The 17,832-nt window shown below is 62.7% G+C and carries 16 protein-coding genes; 6 read left to right on the top strand and 10 right to left on the bottom strand.

Translation table 11 applies throughout. From position 1 onward, the window contains the following. Positions 1–42: 42 nt before the first annotated feature. The 8 genes from RP6297_RS07080 to RP6297_RS07045 all read right to left on the bottom strand — a co-directional run bounded on the left by RP6297_RS07080 (position 43) and on the right by RP6297_RS07045 (position 7,041). Positions 43–837: an ABC transporter ATP-binding protein gene (locus RP6297_RS07080; RefSeq protein ID WP_009238091.1), complete on the bottom strand. Its 795-nt coding sequence runs from the start codon at positions 835–837 to the stop codon at positions 43–45. A gap of 1 nt (position 838) precedes the next feature. Then, positions 839–1,747, bottom strand: a complete 909-nt coding sequence (locus RP6297_RS07075) for an ABC transporter permease (RefSeq protein ID WP_009238092.1) — start codon at positions 1,745–1,747, stop codon at positions 839–841. Between the two features lie 175 nt (positions 1,748–1,922). Continuing rightward, a complete protein-coding gene (locus RP6297_RS07070; protein WP_009238093.1) occupies positions 1,923–2,903 on the bottom strand; it encodes an ABC transporter substrate-binding protein in 981 nt (326 codons plus the stop codon). Between the two features lie 291 nt (positions 2,904–3,194). Next, positions 3,195–3,992 carry a peptidylprolyl isomerase gene (locus RP6297_RS07065; protein ID WP_009238094.1) on the bottom strand — a complete coding sequence of 266 codons (798 nt, stop codon included), beginning with the start codon at positions 3,990–3,992 and terminating at the stop codon, positions 3,195–3,197. A 42-nt stretch (positions 3,993–4,034) separates the two neighbouring features. After that, complete coding sequence (locus RP6297_RS07060) at positions 4,035–4,307, bottom strand: BolA family protein (protein ID WP_009238095.1); 273 nt, start codon at positions 4,305–4,307, stop codon at positions 4,035–4,037. After that, complete coding sequence (locus RP6297_RS07055; RefSeq protein ID WP_009238096.1) at positions 4,307–4,888, bottom strand: septation protein A; 582 nt, start codon at positions 4,886–4,888, stop codon at positions 4,307–4,309. The genes RP6297_RS07060 and RP6297_RS07055 overlap by 1 nt, the downstream gene beginning before the upstream one ends. 48 nt (positions 4,889–4,936) lie before the next feature. Continuing rightward, complete coding sequence (msrB, locus tag RP6297_RS07050; RefSeq protein WP_009238097.1) at positions 4,937–5,323, bottom strand: peptide-methionine (R)-S-oxide reductase MsrB; 387 nt, start codon at positions 5,321–5,323, stop codon at positions 4,937–4,939. A gap of 128 nt (positions 5,324–5,451) precedes the next feature. Beyond that, positions 5,452–7,041 carry a protein adenylyltransferase SelO gene (locus RP6297_RS07045; RefSeq protein WP_009238098.1) on the bottom strand — a complete coding sequence of 530 codons (1,590 nt, stop codon included), beginning with the start codon at positions 7,039–7,041 and terminating at the stop codon, positions 5,452–5,454. Between the two features lie 344 nt (positions 7,042–7,385). Between RP6297_RS07045 and RP6297_RS07040 the strand changes: the two genes are divergently transcribed. The 6 genes from RP6297_RS07040 (at position 7,386) to RP6297_RS07015 (ending at position 14,403) form a co-directional block, all read left to right on the top strand. Further along, a complete protein-coding gene (locus tag RP6297_RS07040) occupies positions 7,386–9,014 on the top strand; it encodes a 3-(methylthio)propionyl-CoA ligase (protein WP_009238099.1) in 1,629 nt (542 codons plus the stop codon). A 219-nt stretch (positions 9,015–9,233) separates the two neighbouring features. Beyond that, positions 9,234–10,490, top strand: coding sequence for a branched-chain amino acid ABC transporter substrate-binding protein (locus RP6297_RS07035; RefSeq protein WP_009238100.1), 1,257 nt, complete (start codon positions 9,234–9,236; stop codon positions 10,488–10,490). Between the two features lie 126 nt (positions 10,491–10,616). Then, on the top strand, positions 10,617–11,564 hold the full coding sequence (locus RP6297_RS07030; protein WP_009238101.1) for a branched-chain amino acid ABC transporter permease: 948 nt from the start codon (positions 10,617–10,619) through the stop codon (positions 11,562–11,564). After that, positions 11,565–12,899: a branched-chain amino acid ABC transporter permease gene (locus RP6297_RS07025; protein ID WP_009238102.1), complete on the top strand. Its 1,335-nt coding sequence runs from the start codon at positions 11,565–11,567 to the stop codon at positions 12,897–12,899. Beyond that, positions 12,896–13,684: an ABC transporter ATP-binding protein gene (locus tag RP6297_RS07020; RefSeq protein WP_009238103.1), complete on the top strand. Its 789-nt coding sequence runs from the start codon at positions 12,896–12,898 to the stop codon at positions 13,682–13,684. Before RP6297_RS07025 ends, RP6297_RS07020 begins: the two co-directional genes overlap by 4 nt. Further along, on the top strand, positions 13,684–14,403 hold the full coding sequence (locus RP6297_RS07015; RefSeq protein WP_009238104.1) for an ABC transporter ATP-binding protein: 720 nt from the start codon (positions 13,684–13,686) through the stop codon (positions 14,401–14,403). The genes RP6297_RS07020 and RP6297_RS07015 overlap by 1 nt, the downstream gene beginning before the upstream one ends. A gap of 69 nt (positions 14,404–14,472) precedes the next feature. On the opposite strand, the gene RP6297_RS07010 is transcribed toward RP6297_RS07015, so the two are convergent. After that, complete coding sequence (locus RP6297_RS07010) at positions 14,473–15,996, bottom strand: amino acid permease (protein WP_009277509.1); 1,524 nt, start codon at positions 15,994–15,996, stop codon at positions 14,473–14,475. 79 nt (positions 15,997–16,075) lie between these two features. Then, positions 16,076–17,611 carry an amino acid permease gene (locus RP6297_RS07005; RefSeq protein WP_009238106.1) on the bottom strand — a complete coding sequence of 512 codons (1,536 nt, stop codon included), beginning with the start codon at positions 17,609–17,611 and terminating at the stop codon, positions 16,076–16,078. Positions 17,612–17,832 lie beyond the last annotated feature (221 nt).

Genomic DNA, 17,832 nt, shown 5'->3' with positions numbered 1-17,832 from the left:
AAGGTGCCCGTTTCTCTGGCGCGTTGAAAAGCAGCGGTTGGTTCAGCCCAGCAACAGCGCGTCGTCGTCCACCTTGGCACCGCGCGTTTCCTCGAATTTCTGCAGCAGGTGCGGCACGTCCAGGCCACGGCGCTCCTCGCCTTGCACGTCAAGGATCACGTTGCCCTGGTGCAGCATCACCGTGCGATCGCCGTAGTCGAGCGCCTGGCGCATGGAGTGCGTCACCATCATTGTCGTCAGCTTGCTCTCAGACACGATCTTGGCAGTCAGCTCAAGCACGAAGGCGGCCGTTTTCGGGTCGAGCGCGGCGGTGTGCTCATCGAGCAGCAGAATACGCGACGGCTGCAGCGAGGCCATCAGCAGGCTCACGGCCTGGCGTTGGCCGCCCGAAAGCAGACCGATGCGATCGGTCAGGCGATTTTCCAGGCCGAGGTCCAGCCGGCGCAGTTGCTCGCGGAAGATCTCGCGCCACTTGCGGTTGGTGGCGAACGAGAAACCACGACGCTGCCCGCGGCACATGGCCAGCGACATGTTCTCTTCGATGGTCAGGTTTTCGCAGGTGCCGGCCATCGGGTCCTGGAACACTCGGGCAACCTTGTCAGCGCGTTGCCACGCGGTCTTGCGCGTGACGTCTACACCGTCGATGGTGATGCTGCCGGAGTCGACCAGCTGGTCGCCGCTGATGGAGTTCAGGAACGTCGACTTGCCGGCGCCGTTCGAGCCGATCACGGCCACGAACTGGCCCGCCGGAATGTCCAGCGACAGGCCGCGCAGCGCGCGCGTCTCAATCGGCGTGCCCGGGTTGAAGGTGAGGGTGAGTCCTTGTGCGCTCAGCATGTCAGTTCCCCTTGGTAGTGGTCTTGGCTAACTTGCCGAACACCTTGCGGCGCACACCAGGAAGCACGAGCGCGATCACCACCAGCGCGGCGGTCACCATGTTCAGATCCTGCGCCTGCAGGCCGATGAAATCGCTATTGAGCGCCAGGGCGATGAAGAAACGATACAGGATCGCGCCCACCACCGCGGCCAGCGTGGTCAGCACCAGGCGGCGTGCGGGGAGCACGGTCTCGCCGATGATGACGGCGGCCAAGCCGATGACGATGGTGCCAATGCCCATCGACACGTCGGCGCCGCCCTGCGTTTGCGCGTACAGCGCACCAGCGAGCGCCACCAGGGCGTTGGACAGCGCCATGCCAGCCAGCGTGGCCGCGCCCGTGGCGACACCCTGTGCGCGCGCCATGCGCGGGTTGGCACCCGTGGCACGCAGCGACAGGCCGATCTGCGTCGAGAAGAACCAGTCCACCAGCAGCTTGACGACCACCACGACCACACCCAGCAGCACCGGGCGGAACACGTAGTCGGGCATCCACTCCGGCTGTAGCAGCGAGAAGATCGTCGGCTCGGAGATGAGCGGCACGTTTGGCTTGCCCATGATGCGCAGGTTGACCGAGTACAGCGCGATCATCATCAGGATGCTGGCGAGCAGATCCATGATTTTCAGGCGCACATTGAGCCAGCCCGTGATGAAGCCGGCAACGGCACCGGCCAGCGTGCCGCCCAGCGTCGACATGAACGGATCGTGTCCGCTGGCGATGAGCGTGGCCGCCACGGCGCCGCCCATCGGGAAGCTGCCGTCGACTGTGAGGTCAGGGAAGTTGAGGATGCGGAAGGAGATCAGCACCCCGAGCGCCACGAGGCTGAAGATCAAACCGATCTCCAGGGCGCCGAGCAATGAAAACAGTGACATGACGGAATAGGGCGCGGCGATTGGGCACCGGCCGGTGTGCAATGAACGGGGACGCTTTCGGGTAGGAGCGTAAGCGCCCGGCCATGATGCGGCGGATAGCCGCGTTGGGGCTCGGGCAGGCAGACCCGCGCCGGGCCGGCTCCGTCGGGCGGAGGCCGGCCCGGCGCCTTGCGAGTTACTTGATGACTTCCTTGGCGTCCTTCAGCAGGTCCGCCGACAGGGTGGCGCCTTGCTTCTTGGCTGCGCCTTCGTTCACGAACAGCTCCAGGTCGGAGCTGCCGGCCGACGCAATCGCGCCCGGCTTCTCACCCTTCAGGATGCGGGCGACGACCTTGCCGGTCTGCTGGCCCAGCTTGTAGTAGTTGATGCCCAGTGCAGCGATGGCGCCACGCTTGACGCTGTCGGTATCGCCGGCCACCAGAGGGATCTTCGCTTCGTTGGCCACCTTCACCAGCGATTCGTACGCCGACACCACGTTGTTGTCGGTGTTCGTGTAGATCACGTCGACCTTGCCGATCAGGTTCTTGGCGGCCGGCGCGATATCCACGGTACGCGGAGCTGCCGACTCGACGAGCGTCATGCCTTGCGCCGACAGCAGCTTCTTCAGCTCGGTGACGACCACGACCGAGTTTGCTTCGCCCGGGTTGTAGACCATGCCGACACGCTTGGCATTCGGCACCACACGCTTGATCAGCGCGATCTGCTTGTCCAGCGGCAGCTTGTCGGACACGCCGGTCACGTTGGTGCCGGTCGGCGCCCAGCTCTTGACCAGTTGTGCGGCAACCGGATCGGTCACGCCCGAATACACGACGGGGATCGACTTGGTGGCAGCCACAACGGCCTGCGCCGACGGGGTAGCGATGGCGACGATGGCGTCCGGCTTGTCGCCGATGAACTTGCGGGCGATCTGCGCGGCGGTGGCCGTGCTGCCTTGCGCGCTCTGATATTCCCACTTCAGGTTCTTGCCTGCGTCGAAGCCTTCGGCCTTGAGTTGTTCCTTGGCGCCATCGCGGATGGCGTCGAGCGCGGGGTGCTCAACGATGGCCAGCACTTCGACCGACTTGGTGGCCTGGGCCAGTGCCGGTGCGGTGTGCAGCAGCGCCATCGGAATGGCTGCGAGCGCGGCAATGCGGAAGGCGTGCTTGAACGTGGACATAAGGATCTCCTGTTTCCTTTTGGGTGGTTTCGCTCTGGCGGCGGGCGGGATATGCCCGTGCCGGCGTGGTTGGTTTTGTAAGACTGTCTTGATTCTTGAGCGCACCGAAGCAGTGCAATGCCGGCGCGCGTGGGCGCACATTATCGGCCAAATCGCAATGCTTTTCAGCAAACACTTCAAAAGAAAACCTGGGGCAGGGAGGGGATTCCGGTTGCGTGCGATGCAACGCCGCCATCAAATCAAAAAGGGGCACGCGGCCCCTTTTTTCACTGCCCCAACGGGCTGCTCTGCTTACTGGATCTTCGCTTTTTCGCGCAGGTCTTTCAGCATCGCCTGGAACTTGCTGCGTTGCCAGTTCTGGTCGCCCATCATCATCTCGAGCAACTGCGGCTTGACGTCTTCGTACGACGGGATCTTGGCGTCGCGCGTGTCGTCCAGACGGATCACGTGCCAGCCGAATTGCGTCTTGACCGGCGTCTGGGTGATCTGCCCCTTCTTCAGGCCGGTGAGAGCGGCCGAGAATTCCGGCACGTAGGTGCCCGGGTTCGCCCAGTCCAGATCGCCGCCGTTGGCGCCCGATCCCTTGTCCTTCGATTGCGCCTTGGCGATGTCTTCAAACTTGGCGCCGGCCTTGAGCTTGGCGATGATGGCCTTCGCGTCGCCTTCCTTGTCCACCAGGATGTGGTGGGCGTGGTATTCCTTGCCGTTGCCGAACTGCGCCTTGATCTTGTCGTACTGCTTGTGCAGTTCGTCTTCGGTGGCAGGGCTGTTCTTGACGTAGTCTTCGAACTCGGCGGCCACGAGCACATTCAGGCGCGCAGCAGCGAGTTGTTCCTGAATGTCGTCACGCTCCAGCAGACCGCGTTTGGCCGCGTCCTGCTCGATCAGTTCACGGTCGACCAGCATGTCGCGGGCCCTGGCGCGCAGTTCGGGCGATTCGGGCTGGCCCGACTTCTTGATCAGCGCGTCCACCTTGGCGCTCGGGATGGCTTTGCCGTTGACCACCGCAGCATTTTGCGCCATGGCGGGAGCAACGGTCGCAGCAAGGGCAGCAGCCAGCAGGCTGGCAGTGAGGCTGGAAATCTTCATGGGATTGCGTTCGAGGGAAGGACGAGTGAGCGTGGAATGCGCTTACGTGTTTTCTTCGGGAGTGACCGCGCGGATCGCCAGCGCATGGATCGCCGCCGGCCACAGCGTGTGCAGCGCATCATACACCATGCGATGACGGGCCAAACGGTTCTTGCCGGCAAAGGCCGCGCTGACGATTTCGACGTTGTAATGCCCGCCGCCGGAGGCTGCGCCGGCGTGTCCGGCGTGCTTGGCGCTGTCGTCTTCAACGACCAGTTGGACGGGCTGGAAGGCCTCGCGCAGAAGGCGTTCGATTTCTCGCGGATCTGCAGCCATCACCGGTCGTCTCCAATGTTGGCGTCGTTGGCCGCGTTGGCCGCGTTGGCCGGGCGCTCCTGCATGTGGCGCGCCAGCCAGACACTCTGCGCAAGGATGAATACCACCATCAGGCCCATCGAGCCGAACAGCTTGAAGTTGACCCACACGTCGGTGTCGAAGTTGTAGGCCACGTAAAGGTTCAGGCAGCCCATGACCAGGAAGAACAGCGCCCACACCAGGTTCAGGCGGCCCCACATCGTTTCGGGCAGCGATACCTGCTGCTCCATCATGGCGCGGATGAGGTTCTTGCGAACGACCACCACGCTGCCCAACAGCACAACGCCAAACAGCCAATAGAGCACCGTCGGCTTCCACTTGATGAAGGTTTCGTTGTGGAAGATCAGCGTTGCGCCGCCAAACACCCCGATGATGAGCAGCGACAGCCACTGCATGGCGTCGACCTTGCGGTGCTTGAACCACACCCAGGCGATCTGCAGCACGGTGGCGACCATCGCGACGGTGGTCGCCACATAAATACCGGCCACCTTGAAGGCAGCAAAGAACAGGATGACCGGGAACAGATCGAACAGGAATTTCATGCGGGAACGCGCTTGTGCGGGCCTATACGGACGATGATTAGGGAAAGATCAATCGCCGAAGTTTAGCGCAGCCGAGTTGATGCAATACCGCAGCCCAGTGGGCGCGGGGCCATCCTCGAACACGTGGCCGAGGTGCGCGCCACAATTCTTGCACTGCACTTCGATGCGCAGCATGCCGTGTGAGCGGTCGGTCTTCTCGTCGATCACCTCGCCGTTGATGGGCTGGAAATAGCTCGGCCAGCCGCAGCCCGCATCGAACTTGGTCGACGATTCAAACAGCGGCGTGCCGCAGCAGACGCAGTTATAGACGCCGCGCTCCCAGTGGTCCCAGTACTTGCCGGTGAAGGGGCGTTCGGTGGCCGCTTCGCGGGTGACGCGGTATTCGATGTCGGAGAGTTGGTCGCGCCATTCGGCGTCGGATTTCTTGACGGTCATGGTGATGAGACTCCTTGTTGGATTCGGCAACCGCGGGATGGAGCGATCGAGCGGCTGACGTTGTTTTGTCGTGCGGCAGCGGCAATCCTGACAGGCGCGGATTAGAGCACGGTGTCAGTTCCGGCGCATCACGACGAGCAGCTCACTTCCAATGACGATGCCCAGTCCGGCGCGGGCTGCGCGTAGTGCTCGAAGCCGGGGTGGTCGTCAAACGGGCGGGCCAGCACGGCGCGCAGGTTTTCGACTTCGGAGAAATCCTTTTCCTTGGCGCGGCGGATGGCGATTTCAGCTAAGTGGTTGCGCAGTACGTATTTCGGGTTGACGCGGTACATGGCGGCCGCGCGCTCGTCGTCGGATTGCGGTTCGGCCTGCAAGCGCTGCCGATAAGCGGCAAGCCATACGTCTGCGGCGGCGCGGTCGAAGAAGAAATCGCGGACGGTGCGCGCTTCTGCCGCGGCGGGCGTGTCATCGCGGCGCACCTCGGCGAGGTGGCGGAAGAACAATGTGTAGTCGGCGCGCTGATTGTGCAGCAGCTTGAACAAGTCGCCGAAGAGCGCCTCGTCTGCGTCCTGTGCGGTCGAGAGGCCAAGCTTGGCGCGATAACGTGCGTAGAACGCCGCGCCGTAGACGTCGCGGTAGGTCAGCAATACGTTTTGCGCGGCATCGATGGCGGGTTGAGCCTGCGCTTCGTCGCTCAAATCGACGAAAACGTGGGGATCTTCGCCAAACAGCGGCAGCAACGCCTGCGCGAGGCAGAACAGGTTCCAGTAGCCGATCTGCGGCTGCTGGGCGTAGGCGTAACGGCCGCCGCTGTCAGAGTGGTTGCAGATGTGGTTGGCGTCAAAGCCGTCCAGGAAGCCGAACGGGCCGTAATCAAGCGTGAGGCCGAGGATCGACATGTTGTCCGTGTTCATCACGCCGTGGCAGAAGCCAACGGCCTGCCAGTCGGCCATCAGTTCAGCGGTGCGGCGGGCAATTTCGCGCAGCAGGGCGAGATACGGTTGCGGCTCGCTGCGGCTGGCGGGGTAGAAGCGGTCGATGACGTAATCGGCGAGTGCGCGAAGCTGGGGCAGCTGTTCGCTGGCCGCGAAGTGTTCGAAATGACCGAAGCGCACGAAGGACGTTGCGAGGCGCGTAACAACAGCGGCGGTTTCGATCTCTTCGCGGCGCACGGGGGCGTCAGCGCCGGTCACGCACAGGGCGCGCGTGGTCGGAATGCCGAGGCCTGCCATGGCTTCCGAGCAGAGGAATTCCCGAATGGACGATCGCAGCACGGCGCGCCCGTCGCCCATGCGCGAATACGGCGTACGGCCGGCACCTTTGAGCTGGACTTCGTAGGGGCCGTCGGCGGTCTGGAATTCCGCCAGCAGCAGCGCACGGCCATCGCCCAACTGGCCTGCCCACACGCCGAACTGGTGGCCTGAATAGACAGTGGCGAGCGGGTCGCTCCAGGTGGCGACGGCGTTACCGGTGAATACGGCCAGCCCCGCAGCGGTGTCGAGTTCGGCGCGCGAGATGCCGAGCGACGCTGCGGCGTCTGGCGAGAACCCGACCAGATACGGTTCGCCAATCGCTCCCGCAGGCATGGGCATCGGGGGCAGGCGTGTAAGAAAGCGTTCGCCCAGTGCCGAGAAACCGGGGGCTGCTGCGGGGCGGCCAGGCCAGTCGAAGGGGCTCGCAAGGGAATCGTCAGGCAAGGCGGCGGGGGAGGCAGTCATGGGATGGGGCGGCCGGGCAGAGGGCGGGTAACACAGGAAACGGCGCAAAAACAGTGCCGAATCCTCAAAAGTTGTGCGCTTTGCAACGCAGCAAAATGCGCTCTGCGTAGGGGAAAACGCCATGTTGAGACGCAGCAACGCTATCGCGTATTGTACTTGCAAGTAAAAAAAGCTGCAGCCTGCGAACCCTTGCACCACAACGATTCGCAGGATTTTTCAGATGGCCGGGTAAACATGGGGGCCGATGTGGCAGCGCACAACAATATCCCGTTGACGTGCTTGACGATCACGGGAACAATCGGCCAAAAAATAGAACGGTTGTTCAGTTTTTTCTAGGAGACACCATGGCCCTGATGGGACAAATGATGAGCACTCCGTTGCTCATCTCGACCATCATCGAACATGCAGCGCGCAATTCCGGTTCGACTGAAGTCGTGTCGCGCCGTGTCGAGGGCGATATCCATCGCACCACGTACCGGCAAGTGCGAGACCGCTCCAAGCAACTGGCAAATGCGCTGGCCGCACTCGGTGTGCAGCCCGGAGAGCGTGTGGGTACGCTGGCCTGGAACGGCTATCGCCACCTTGAAATCTATTACGGCGTCTCCGGTTCGGGCTCGGTGTGCCACACCATCAACCCGCGGCTGTTTCCTGACCAGATCGCCTACATCGTCAATCACGCAGACGATCAATACGTTTTCTTCGACCTGACGTTCGTGCCGCTCGTCGAGGGCATCGCGCCGCATTGCCCGAACGTGAAGGGCTGGGTGGCAATGACCGATCGCGCGCACATGCCCACCTCCAGCGTGCCGATGCTCTGCTACGAAGAGCTGCTTGATGCGCAGAGCGCCGACTACACCTGGCCGCAATTCGACGAGAACACCGCTTCCAGCCTGTGCTACACGTCTGGTACCACGGGCAACCCCAAGGGCGCGCTGTATTCGCATCGATCCACGGTGCTGCACTCGTATGCGTCAGCCATGCCGGATGCGCTTGGGTGCTCGGCGCAGGACGTGATCCTGCCGGTGGTGCCGATGTTCCACGTCAACGCGTGGGGGCTGCCGTATTCGGTGCCGCTGGTGGGCGCCAAGCTGGTCTTCCCGGGGCCGAAACTGGACGGTGCTTCGCTGTTCGAACTGTTCGAGCAGGAAAAGGTCACGTTCTCGGCTGGCGTGCCGACCGTGTGGCTCGGTCTGCTGCAACACGTGCAGGCCAACAAGCTGAAATTCTCGACGTTCCGCCGCACGGTCATTGGTGGTTCCGCAGCGCCGCCGGCCATGATCCGCACACTCAACGAGCTGGACGTGGAAGTCATCCACGCGTGGGGCATGACCGAAATGTCCCCGCTGGGCACCACGTGCAAGCTGATGGGCAAGCATGCCGACCTGCCGGACGAGGCCAAGCAGCATGTGCTGGAGCGTCAGGGCCGCGCCATCTACGGCGTCGAGATGAAGATCGTCGATGCCGAAGGCCACGAACTGCCGTGGGACGGCAAGGCTTTCGGCGACCTCTACGTGCGCGGGCCCTGGACCATCCAGAGCTATTACCGCAACGAGGTATCGCCGCTGGTCGATGGCTGGTTCCCGACGGGCGACGTGGCCAATATCGATGCCGATGGCTACATGCAGATCACAGATCGGAGCAAGGACGTGATCAAGTCGGGCGGTGAGTGGATTTCGTCTATCGATGTGGAAAACGTGGCCGCTGCGCACCCCGGCGTGCACATGGCCGCTTGCATCTCGTGCTACCACCCGAAGTGGGACGAGCGCCCGTTGCTGGTGGTGATGAAGAAGCCCGGTGTGGAACTCACGCGTGAGGAGATGCTCAAGTTCTTCGAAGGCAAGGTTGCCAAATGGTGGATTCCGGATGACGTGGTGTTTGTCACCGAAATTCCGCTCACGGCCACCGGCAAGATGCAGAAGCTGAAGCTGCGCGAGCAGTTCAAGGATTATCAGTTCCCCGCTGTACAGGCTTAGCTACATATAGAAACTGCCGCCCGTGCACGGGGTCACCCCGGCACGAGGACGGCGGACGTAAGACAACCGGATCAGGGCCGGCCGCCGCGCGATGGACACGTCGACGCAGCGGGATGAAGCCCGGGCGCGTTGCAACCTGGAGACGCAAGCAGCCGCACGCCCACCAGAGGCATGCGGAGAGTGACTCGCCGGCGGCTCCACCACATGAAGGAGACACGCATGACGAAGTTCCGTCCGTTGGTTGTGGCTGTTGCATGTGTTGCGGCAATCGGTGGGGCAGCTCTGCCCACTGCAGCGTCCGCCGCCGAAACCGTGAAGATCGCCTGGATCGATCCGTTGTCCGGCCTGATGGGCGCGCTGGGTCAGAACCAGTTGCGCAGCTGGCAGTACATCGCCGAACTCGCCACGCAGAAGAACTGGGCCGGCGACGGCACGAAGTTCGAAGTGGTGGGCTTCGATAACAAGCTCTCGCCGCAGGAAAGCCTGACGGCGCTCAAGCAGGTGGCCGATCAGGGCATCCACTACATCGTGCAGGGCAACGGCTCGAGCGTGGGCATGGCGCTGGAAGACGCCGTGGCCAAGTACAACGAGCGTAACCCGGGTAAGGAAATCGTCTACCTGAACTACGCTGCGGTGGATCCGGACATGACGAACAGCAAGTGCAATTACTGGCACTTCCGCCTGGACGCCAACTCCGACATGAAGATGGAAGCGCTGACCAGCTTCCTGGCGAAAGATCCGAAGGTCAAGAAGGTCTACCTGATCAACCAGAACTATTCGTTCGGCCATCAGGTCGCGCGTGCGGCCAAGGAATACCTCAAGCGCAAGCGTCCAGACATCGAGATCGTGGGTGAAGACCTGCACCCGCTGGCGCAGGTGAAGGACTTCTCGCCATACGTCTCGAAGATCAAGTCGTCGGGTGCCGACACCGTCATCACCGGCAACTGGGGCAGCGACCTGGCACTGCTCATCAAAGCCGGTAAGGATGCAGGCCTGAACGCGAACTTCTATACGTACTACGCCTCGACCACGGGCGTGCCGACAGCGATGGGCTCCGCAGGGGCAGATCATGTGAAATACGTGGGCTACTGGAACGTCAACAACGACGGCTACAAGGGCGCTGATATCGTCGAGGGCTACAAGAAGAAGTACAACGACGATTACTACCTCATGGCGTCGTACACCGGCATCGCCATGCTGGCCAAGGCCATCAAGCAGACGAAGTCGGCCGAGCCTGCCAAGGTGGCCAAGGCCTTCGAAGGCATGAAGGTCGACAGCCTGAACGGCACCTTCGAGATGCGCGCGTCCGACCACCAGGGCCAGCAGCCGCTCTACATCGCCACCTGGGAAAAAACAAACGGCAAGAACGTCAAGTTCGACCAGGAAAACACCGGCTACGGCTGGAAGACCGATGCGGTGCTCGACCAGTACGTCGCGTCGCAGCCGACTTCCTGCCAGATGAAGCGTCCACAGTAAGGCGGCGGGTGGTGTGCCGAAGGGCCGTCCGATGCTATCGTGCGGCGATGTTTTAAACGGAGTCCACGGGCCAGCGCATTGATGCGCTCGCCCGTCCTCCGCCGAATCTGCTGGAAGGGCTGCAGCGTGGAATTTCTAGTCATCAATCTCTTGAACGGCATCAGCTACGGGCTGCTGCTGTTCATGTTGTCTTCGGGCCTGACGCTAATCTTCAGCATGATGGGCGTGCTCAATTTTGCACACGCCAGCTTCTACATGCTGGGCGCGTATTTCGCCTATGTCGTCAGCGGCTATCTGGGCTTCTGGCCCGCGTTGATCGTGGCGCCGCTGCTGGTGGGCGCGCTGGGCGCAGTTGTCGAGCGCTTCGGCCTGCGCACGGTGCACCGCTATGGCCACGTGGCCGAACTGCTGTTTACCTTCGGACTGGCCTATCTGATTGAAGAAGGCGTGAAGCTGGTGTGGGGCCTGCCCGCCGTGCCGTACCGCGTGCCGGATGCACTGGACGGCCCGCTGTTCACGCTGTTCACGTCGTCGTTCCCCAAGTACCGCGCCTTCATGATGCTGGTGTCGCTGCTGATGCTGGTTGGCATTTTTCTGCTGCTCACGCGCACGCGTATCGGGCTCGTCATTCAAGCTGCGCTTACGCATCCGGACATGGTCGAAGCGCTGGGTCACAACGTACCGCGCGTGTTCATGCTGGTATTCGGCGGCGGCTGTGCGCTGGCCGGGTTGGCGGGCGTGATTGGCGGCAACGCGTTCGTGACCGAGCCATCGATGGCGGCAGCGGTCGGCTCCATCGTCTTCGTGGTGGCGGTCGTGGGCGGCATGGGGTCTCTTGTGGGCGCGTTCGTTGCGTCGCTGCTGATCGGTTGCATCCAGACCTTTGCCGTCACGCTTGATATTTCGGTGACCAGCGTGCTCGGGAAGATCGGTGTCACGCTCAACCCCGACGTGCCGCTCATCTCGGTCTGGAACCTGACGATTGCGCAAGTCGCACCGGTGCTGCCATATCTGCTGCTGGTGCTGATGCTGATCTTCCGCCCGCGCGGGCTGATGGGTACGCGGGAGAGCTAAATGGAACGCACCATGCACCAACAAGCGCAACAACAAACCGCGCTGCCGGCCAACGATCGAGCGCGGACGATGAAATTCAAGCCGGTCAATCTTGCCCGCTGGATGCTCTGGGGCACCACTGCGCTGGTGATGATCGTGCTGCCGCTCATCTGGCCGCAGGGTTTTGCCATCACGCTGCTTTCGCAGATGGGCATCATGATCATCTTCGCGCTGTCGTACAACATGCTGCTGGGGCAGTCCGGCATGCTGTCGTTCGGGCACGCGGTGTATGCCGGCCTGGGCGCCTTCATGGCCGTGCACGTGCTCAACAAGATCGGCGCCATGCAGGCACTGGGCATGGGCGGGCCGCTCGCCGTCGCACTCTTGCCCATTGCGGGTGGCCTGGGCGGCGCGCTGTTCGGCGTAATTTTCGGCTACGTCACCACCAAAAAATCCGGCACGACGTTCGCCATGATCACGCTGGGTATCGGCGAGATGGTGTTCGCCAGCGCGCTGATGTTCCCGGACTTCTTTGGCGGCGAGGGCGGTGTGTCGACCAACCGCAGCATCGGCGACGCGCTGCTGGGCGTAACGTTCGGGCCGGCGCGGCAGGTGTATTACCTGATCGCCGCGTGGTGCCTGATTTCGATGGCGCTGATGTACGCATGGACGCAGACGCCGCTGGGCCGCATCGCCAATGCGGTGCGCGACAACCCCGAGCGCGTGGAGTTCATCGGCTACAACACGCAGCGCGTGCGCTTCCTGGTAGTGATTCTGTCGGCGTTCTTCGCTGGCATTGCCGGCGCGCTGTCGTGCATCAACTTTGAGATCGTGACGGCCGAGAACGTGTCGGCGGTGCGCTCAGGCTCGGTGCTGCTGGCGGCGTTCATTGGCGGCATGGGCAGCTTCTTCGGGCCGATCATCGGCGCTGTGCTCACGGTGTTCTTCACCGTTGCGCTCTCGGGTATCACCAAGGCGTGGCTGCTGTACCTGGGGCTGTTCTTTGTGTTGATGGTCATGTACGCGCCGGGCGGAATCGCCAGCCTCTTGGTCATACATCTGCCGATCCTGCGACGCGGCAAGCTCAAGACGCTGCTGCCGGCTTATGGCGTGGCGATCGTGCCGGCGGTCATCCTGCTGGTCGCGTTGATTTCCACCGTGGAAATGATCTACGCCGTGCAGGACGATGCCTCCGGTGGTGTCGCGAAGCTGTTCGGCCTGACCGTCGAACCGACTACCTTGAAGCCGTGGATTGCCGCCGCCGTGCTGTGGCTGGTGGGCGCCTTCGGCCTGCGTGCCGCAGCGGGCAAGCTGCGCACCGCTTGGGACAACGCATTGCAGGAGCCGCAACCATGAGCCAACCGACATCTGGGCCGACCGCTGCGCTCGAGTTGCGCGATGTTCGCAAGCGCTTTGGCGCCACTGAAATCATTCGGGGGGTCAACCTCACCATCGGCAAGGGCGAGCGCCATGCGCTCATCGGACCGAACGGCGCCGGCAAATCGACCACGTTCAACCTGATCTCGGGCCGCTTCCCGGCCAGTTCGGGAAGCGTACGCCTGAACGGCGAAGAGATCAGCGGGCTGGCGCCGTTCGAGATCAACCGCAAGGGCCTGTCGCGCAGCTTCCAGATCACCAACATCTTTCATCGCTTGTCGGTGTTCGAGAACCTGCGCTGCGCGGTGCTCTGGTCGCTTGGCTACAAGTATTCGTTCTGGCACAAGCTGGCAGAGCTGCGCGACGCACGCGAGCGCGCTGAGGAAGTACTCGAGCAGATCGGCATGACGCATCGGCGTGAGGCCGCTGCAGGCCTGCTGACCTACGCCGAGCAGCGGGCGCTGGAAATCGGCATCACCATCGCCGGTGGTGCCGACGTGATTCTGCTGGATGAACCCACGGCCGGCATGAGCCGCTCCGAATCCGACCATGCGGTCGAGCTTATCCGCAAGGTCACGGTGGGCAAGACGCTGGTGATGGTCGAGCACGACATGAGCGTGGTGTTTGGCCTCGCCGACCGCATCTCCGTACTCGTCTACGGCGAAGTGATCGCCACCGACACACCCGAAGCCATTCGCAACAACCGGCGCGTGAAGGAAGCCTACCTGGGCACCACGCTGGACGAACCTGCAGGAGCGCATTGATGGCAACGAATACTCCGATGTTGGAGGTGCGCGACCTGCACGCGTACTACGGCAAGAGCCACATCCTGCACGGCGTCGACATGCACGTAGGCGAGGGCGAGATCGTTGCGCTGCTCGGGCGCAATGGGGTGGGGCGTTCGACCTTGGCCAAGTCGATCATGGGCATGGTCCGGCACGAAGGAGAAATCCTGCTGCGCGGCAAGAACGTCAGCGGCCTGCGAACCTTTGAAGTGGCGCACAAGGGCATCGGCTATGTGCCCGAGAACCGAGACATTTTTCCTACGCTGACCGTCCGGCAGAACCTGCTGCTTGGCGAGAAACGCAACCCCGGTCAACCCAAGCCGCGCTGGCAGGTGGAAGACATGTACCAGATGTTCCCGCGCTTGAAGGAGCGCGAGAACACCGCGGCAGGTGTGCTGTCAGGCGGCGAGCAGCAGATGCTGACGCTGTGCCGCACGCTGATGGGCGATCCCGACTTCATCATCATCGACGAGCCGACCGAGGGCCTTGCGCCGCTGGTCGTGACGCTCGTGGGCGAGTATCTGAAGACGCTCAAGGAGCGGGGCATCTCCGTGCTGCTGGTGGAACAGAAACTGGCCATTGCCCTGGATATTTCACAACGCGTGTATGTGATGGGGCACGGGCAGATTGTGTTTGAGGGAACGCCCCAGCAGTTGAAAGCCGATGCCAAAGTCCGGCAGGAGTGGCTGGAGGTGTAAAGGCCGGACGTTCAACCACACTGAAAAGATGGCCCGCATGGACAACCGTGCGGGCCTTTTTTGTTTTGCCTAGTTGGCAACCACGCCCGTCGCAGTGACGTTTGTAGGTTCGGGTTGTTGCAGATGCGCCGGGCTGAACTGCATCTCGGTGTACTTCACGAATCGCGTCTTGAATTTCCAGCGGTAAGCCAGCCAGATCGCCACGAACAGGATCACGCCGCAATACGTTGCGATGAAGGCGCCGAAGTTGTCCACCGGTGCAAACAGTGCCTTGGTGTTCTGCCCAAGGATGATCACCGCGCACAGGATCGCCACCATGATCGGCCCGAATGGGAAGAACGGCGACCGATACGCCAGTTGCTCCACTGAGTGGCCCTGGCTCGTGAATCCCTTGCGGAATCGATAGTGCGCCAGCGCTATGCCGAACCAGGCGATGAAGCACGTTACCGCAGACGTATTCAGCAGCCACAGGTAGACCACCTGATCGCCAAACAAAGAGCTGAAGAAGCACAGCGCGCCAACAGCGGACGTGGCCAGCAGCGCGCGATGCGGCACGCCATTGGCAGACACCTTGGCAAACCAGCGCGGCGCTTGGCCTTCGAGCGCCAAATCGTACAGAATCCGCGTCGACACATAGAGGCTCGACGTGCCGGACGACAGCAGCGCGGTCAGCACCACCGCATTCATCATCCCGGCCGCAAACGCGAGGCCCGCATGCTGGAACACCAGCGCGAACGGGCTGACGCCGACGTCCGTCGCTTCATTGCGCAGCAGGTTCGGGTCGGTGTACGGCAGCAGCACGCCGATGATCAGGATTGCCAGCACGTAGAACAGCAGAATGCGCCAGAACGTCTGGCGGATGGCGCGCGGGATCGTGCGTGAGGGGTTCTCCGCCTCGCCGGCGGCCACGCCGATGGTCTCGACACCCTGGAACGAGAATCCCGCAATCATCGCCACACCCACCATGGCAGGCACCCCGCCCACGAACGGCGCATCACCCACGGTGAAGTTCTGCCAACCCGACTGTGGGCCGCCATGCATGATGCCGAAGATCATCGCGAGGCCGATCAGCAGGAACACGACGATCGTCACTACCTTGATCATCGAGAACCAGTATTCCGCCTCGCCAAAGCCACGCACGGAAAAGGCGTTGAGGCCAAACATCAGCAGCAGGAATGCGGCGCTCCAGACCATGCCCGAGACACCCGGGAACCAGTACTTCATCACGAGTTGCGCGGCGGCTAGTTCCACGGCCACGGACACGGCCAGCGCAAACCAGTAATTCCATCCGAGCGCAAAGCCGAAGCCTTCTTCGACATACAGGCGGCTGTAAGTCACGAACGAGCCCGAGACCGGCAGATGTACCGCCAGCTCGCCAAGACTCGTCATCAGGCAATAGACCATCACGCCGATCAGCGTGTAGGTCAGCAGTGCGCCGCCGGGGCCCGCCTGGGCAATGGACGCGCCGGACGCGACGAACAGCCCCGTGCCGATGGCGCCGCCCAGGGCGATCATCATCAGGTGGCGCGAACGTAGGCGTCGGCGCAGTTCGGATTGGGCTTCGAGCCTGGTGGGGGTGATGGGTGTATGCATAGCCGGTAGCGCCGGAGCGGGCGCCCCAATGAAAGCGCCGGCCGGATGCTGTGCAAACGGCTGGCGGAGCGGGGAATGATTACTGGGTACTGTTTGCCACGGTCGGCAATTCGGGGCCGGGGTCTTGGCCGGCCAGCGAATCGCGCAGCACTGGCGGGCGCGGGAAGTGCATGTCCGGGTAACGGACAATGCCGCCGCCACGCACCAGCCGGTAGCCGATCCAGATCAGGAAGAAGACCGGGATGCCGATGTACGTGGCGATCACCGCCGGCCAATCGACTGTGCCGCTGGTGAACGCCTGGTAGTTCTGGCCAAGCGTGATGACCAGGCACAACCCGAACGCGAACAACGGGCCATATGGGAAGAACCTGGAGCGGTATGGCAGCTGCGCCGGATCATGCCCCTGCGCCACGAGCCCCTTGCGGAAGCGATAGTGGCTCACGGCAATCCCAAGCCATGCCACGAACCCGGTCATGCCAGATGTGTTCAGCAGCCACAGGTAGACCGTCTTGTCGCCAAACAGCGAACTCAGGAAACACAGCGCGCCGACGGCGGTCGTGGCAAGCAGCGCGTTGCGCGGCACACCGTTCCGGGTGAGTTGAGCAAAGATGCGCGGTGCACGGCCCTCAGTGGCCAGGTTGTAGAGCATGCGCGTGGATGCATACATGCCCGAGTTGCCCGCCGACAGCACCGCGGTCAGGATCACCGCATTCATCAGCCCGGCGGCAAAGGCCAGGCCAGCATGCTTGAACACCAGCGTGAACGGGCTCACGCCAATGTTGGTGACTTCCGTCGACAACAGATTCGGATCGGTGTACGGCACCAGCACGCCGATGATGAAGATCGCCAGCACGTAGAACAGCAGGATGCGCCAGAACACCTGCTTGACGGCTCGCGGAATGGTGCGCGCCGGGTCGGCCGATTCGCCGGCCGCCACGCCAATCAGCTCCGTCCCCTGGAACGAGAACCCCGCGATCATCGCCACGCCGATCATCGCCGGCAACCCGCCCACGAACGGCGCATCGCCGATCGTCAGGTTCGGCAGGCCCGACTGCGGACCGCCCTTCATGATCCCGAAGATCATCGCCAGGCCAATGCCGATAAAGAAGATGACCGTGACCACCTTGACGAGCGCGAACCAGTATTCCGCCTCGCCAAAGCCGCGCACCGAGATGGCGTTGAGCAGGAACATGATGGCGAGGAACACGGCGCTCCACAGCACGCCCGGCACATCCGGAAACCAGTAATGCATGACGAGCTGCGCGGCCGCCAGTTCAACGGCAATCGTCACGGCCCAGTTGTACCAATAATTCCAGCCGAGCGCGAAGCCAAAGCCTTCGTCCACGTACAGCGCGCCGTAGGTGGCAAACGACCCGGAAACCGGCATGTAGGCGGCAAGTTCGCCCAGGCTGGTCATCAGAAAGTAGACCATCGCCCCGATCAGAATGTAGGCGGCGAGGGCGCCTCCGGGGCCGGCTTGGGAGACCGACGCGCCGGAGGCCACGAAGAGCCCGGTGCCGATCGACCCGCCGATGGCGATCATGGTGAGATGGCGCGCGCGCAAGGTGCGGCGCAAGCCCGGCGTCTCTGAGGACGGGGTAGCGTGTTCTGACATGGATACAGAGTGGTCGATTTTGCTCGGATCGCGAATCAAATCGACAAAATGTGACGAGACGACCCCGCGCCTGATGGGCGCCGGCGAACGAAATGCGCGACTCTATCAAAACCGTCACGCAGCGGGCAAAAAATCCATGCTGCGGCACACGCGTTTGAACCCGCCGGGCGCCGCTACATCGCCCGCCAGACGGCGCCGCGCAACGCAAAAATAAAAATTGA

This window comes from Ralstonia pickettii, assembly GCF_016466415.2.
Lineage (GTDB): Bacteria > Pseudomonadota > Gammaproteobacteria > Burkholderiales > Burkholderiaceae > Ralstonia > Ralstonia pickettii.
The sequence above is the reverse complement of the archived record's forward strand: the minus strand, read 5'-3'. Positions and strand labels throughout refer to the sequence as shown.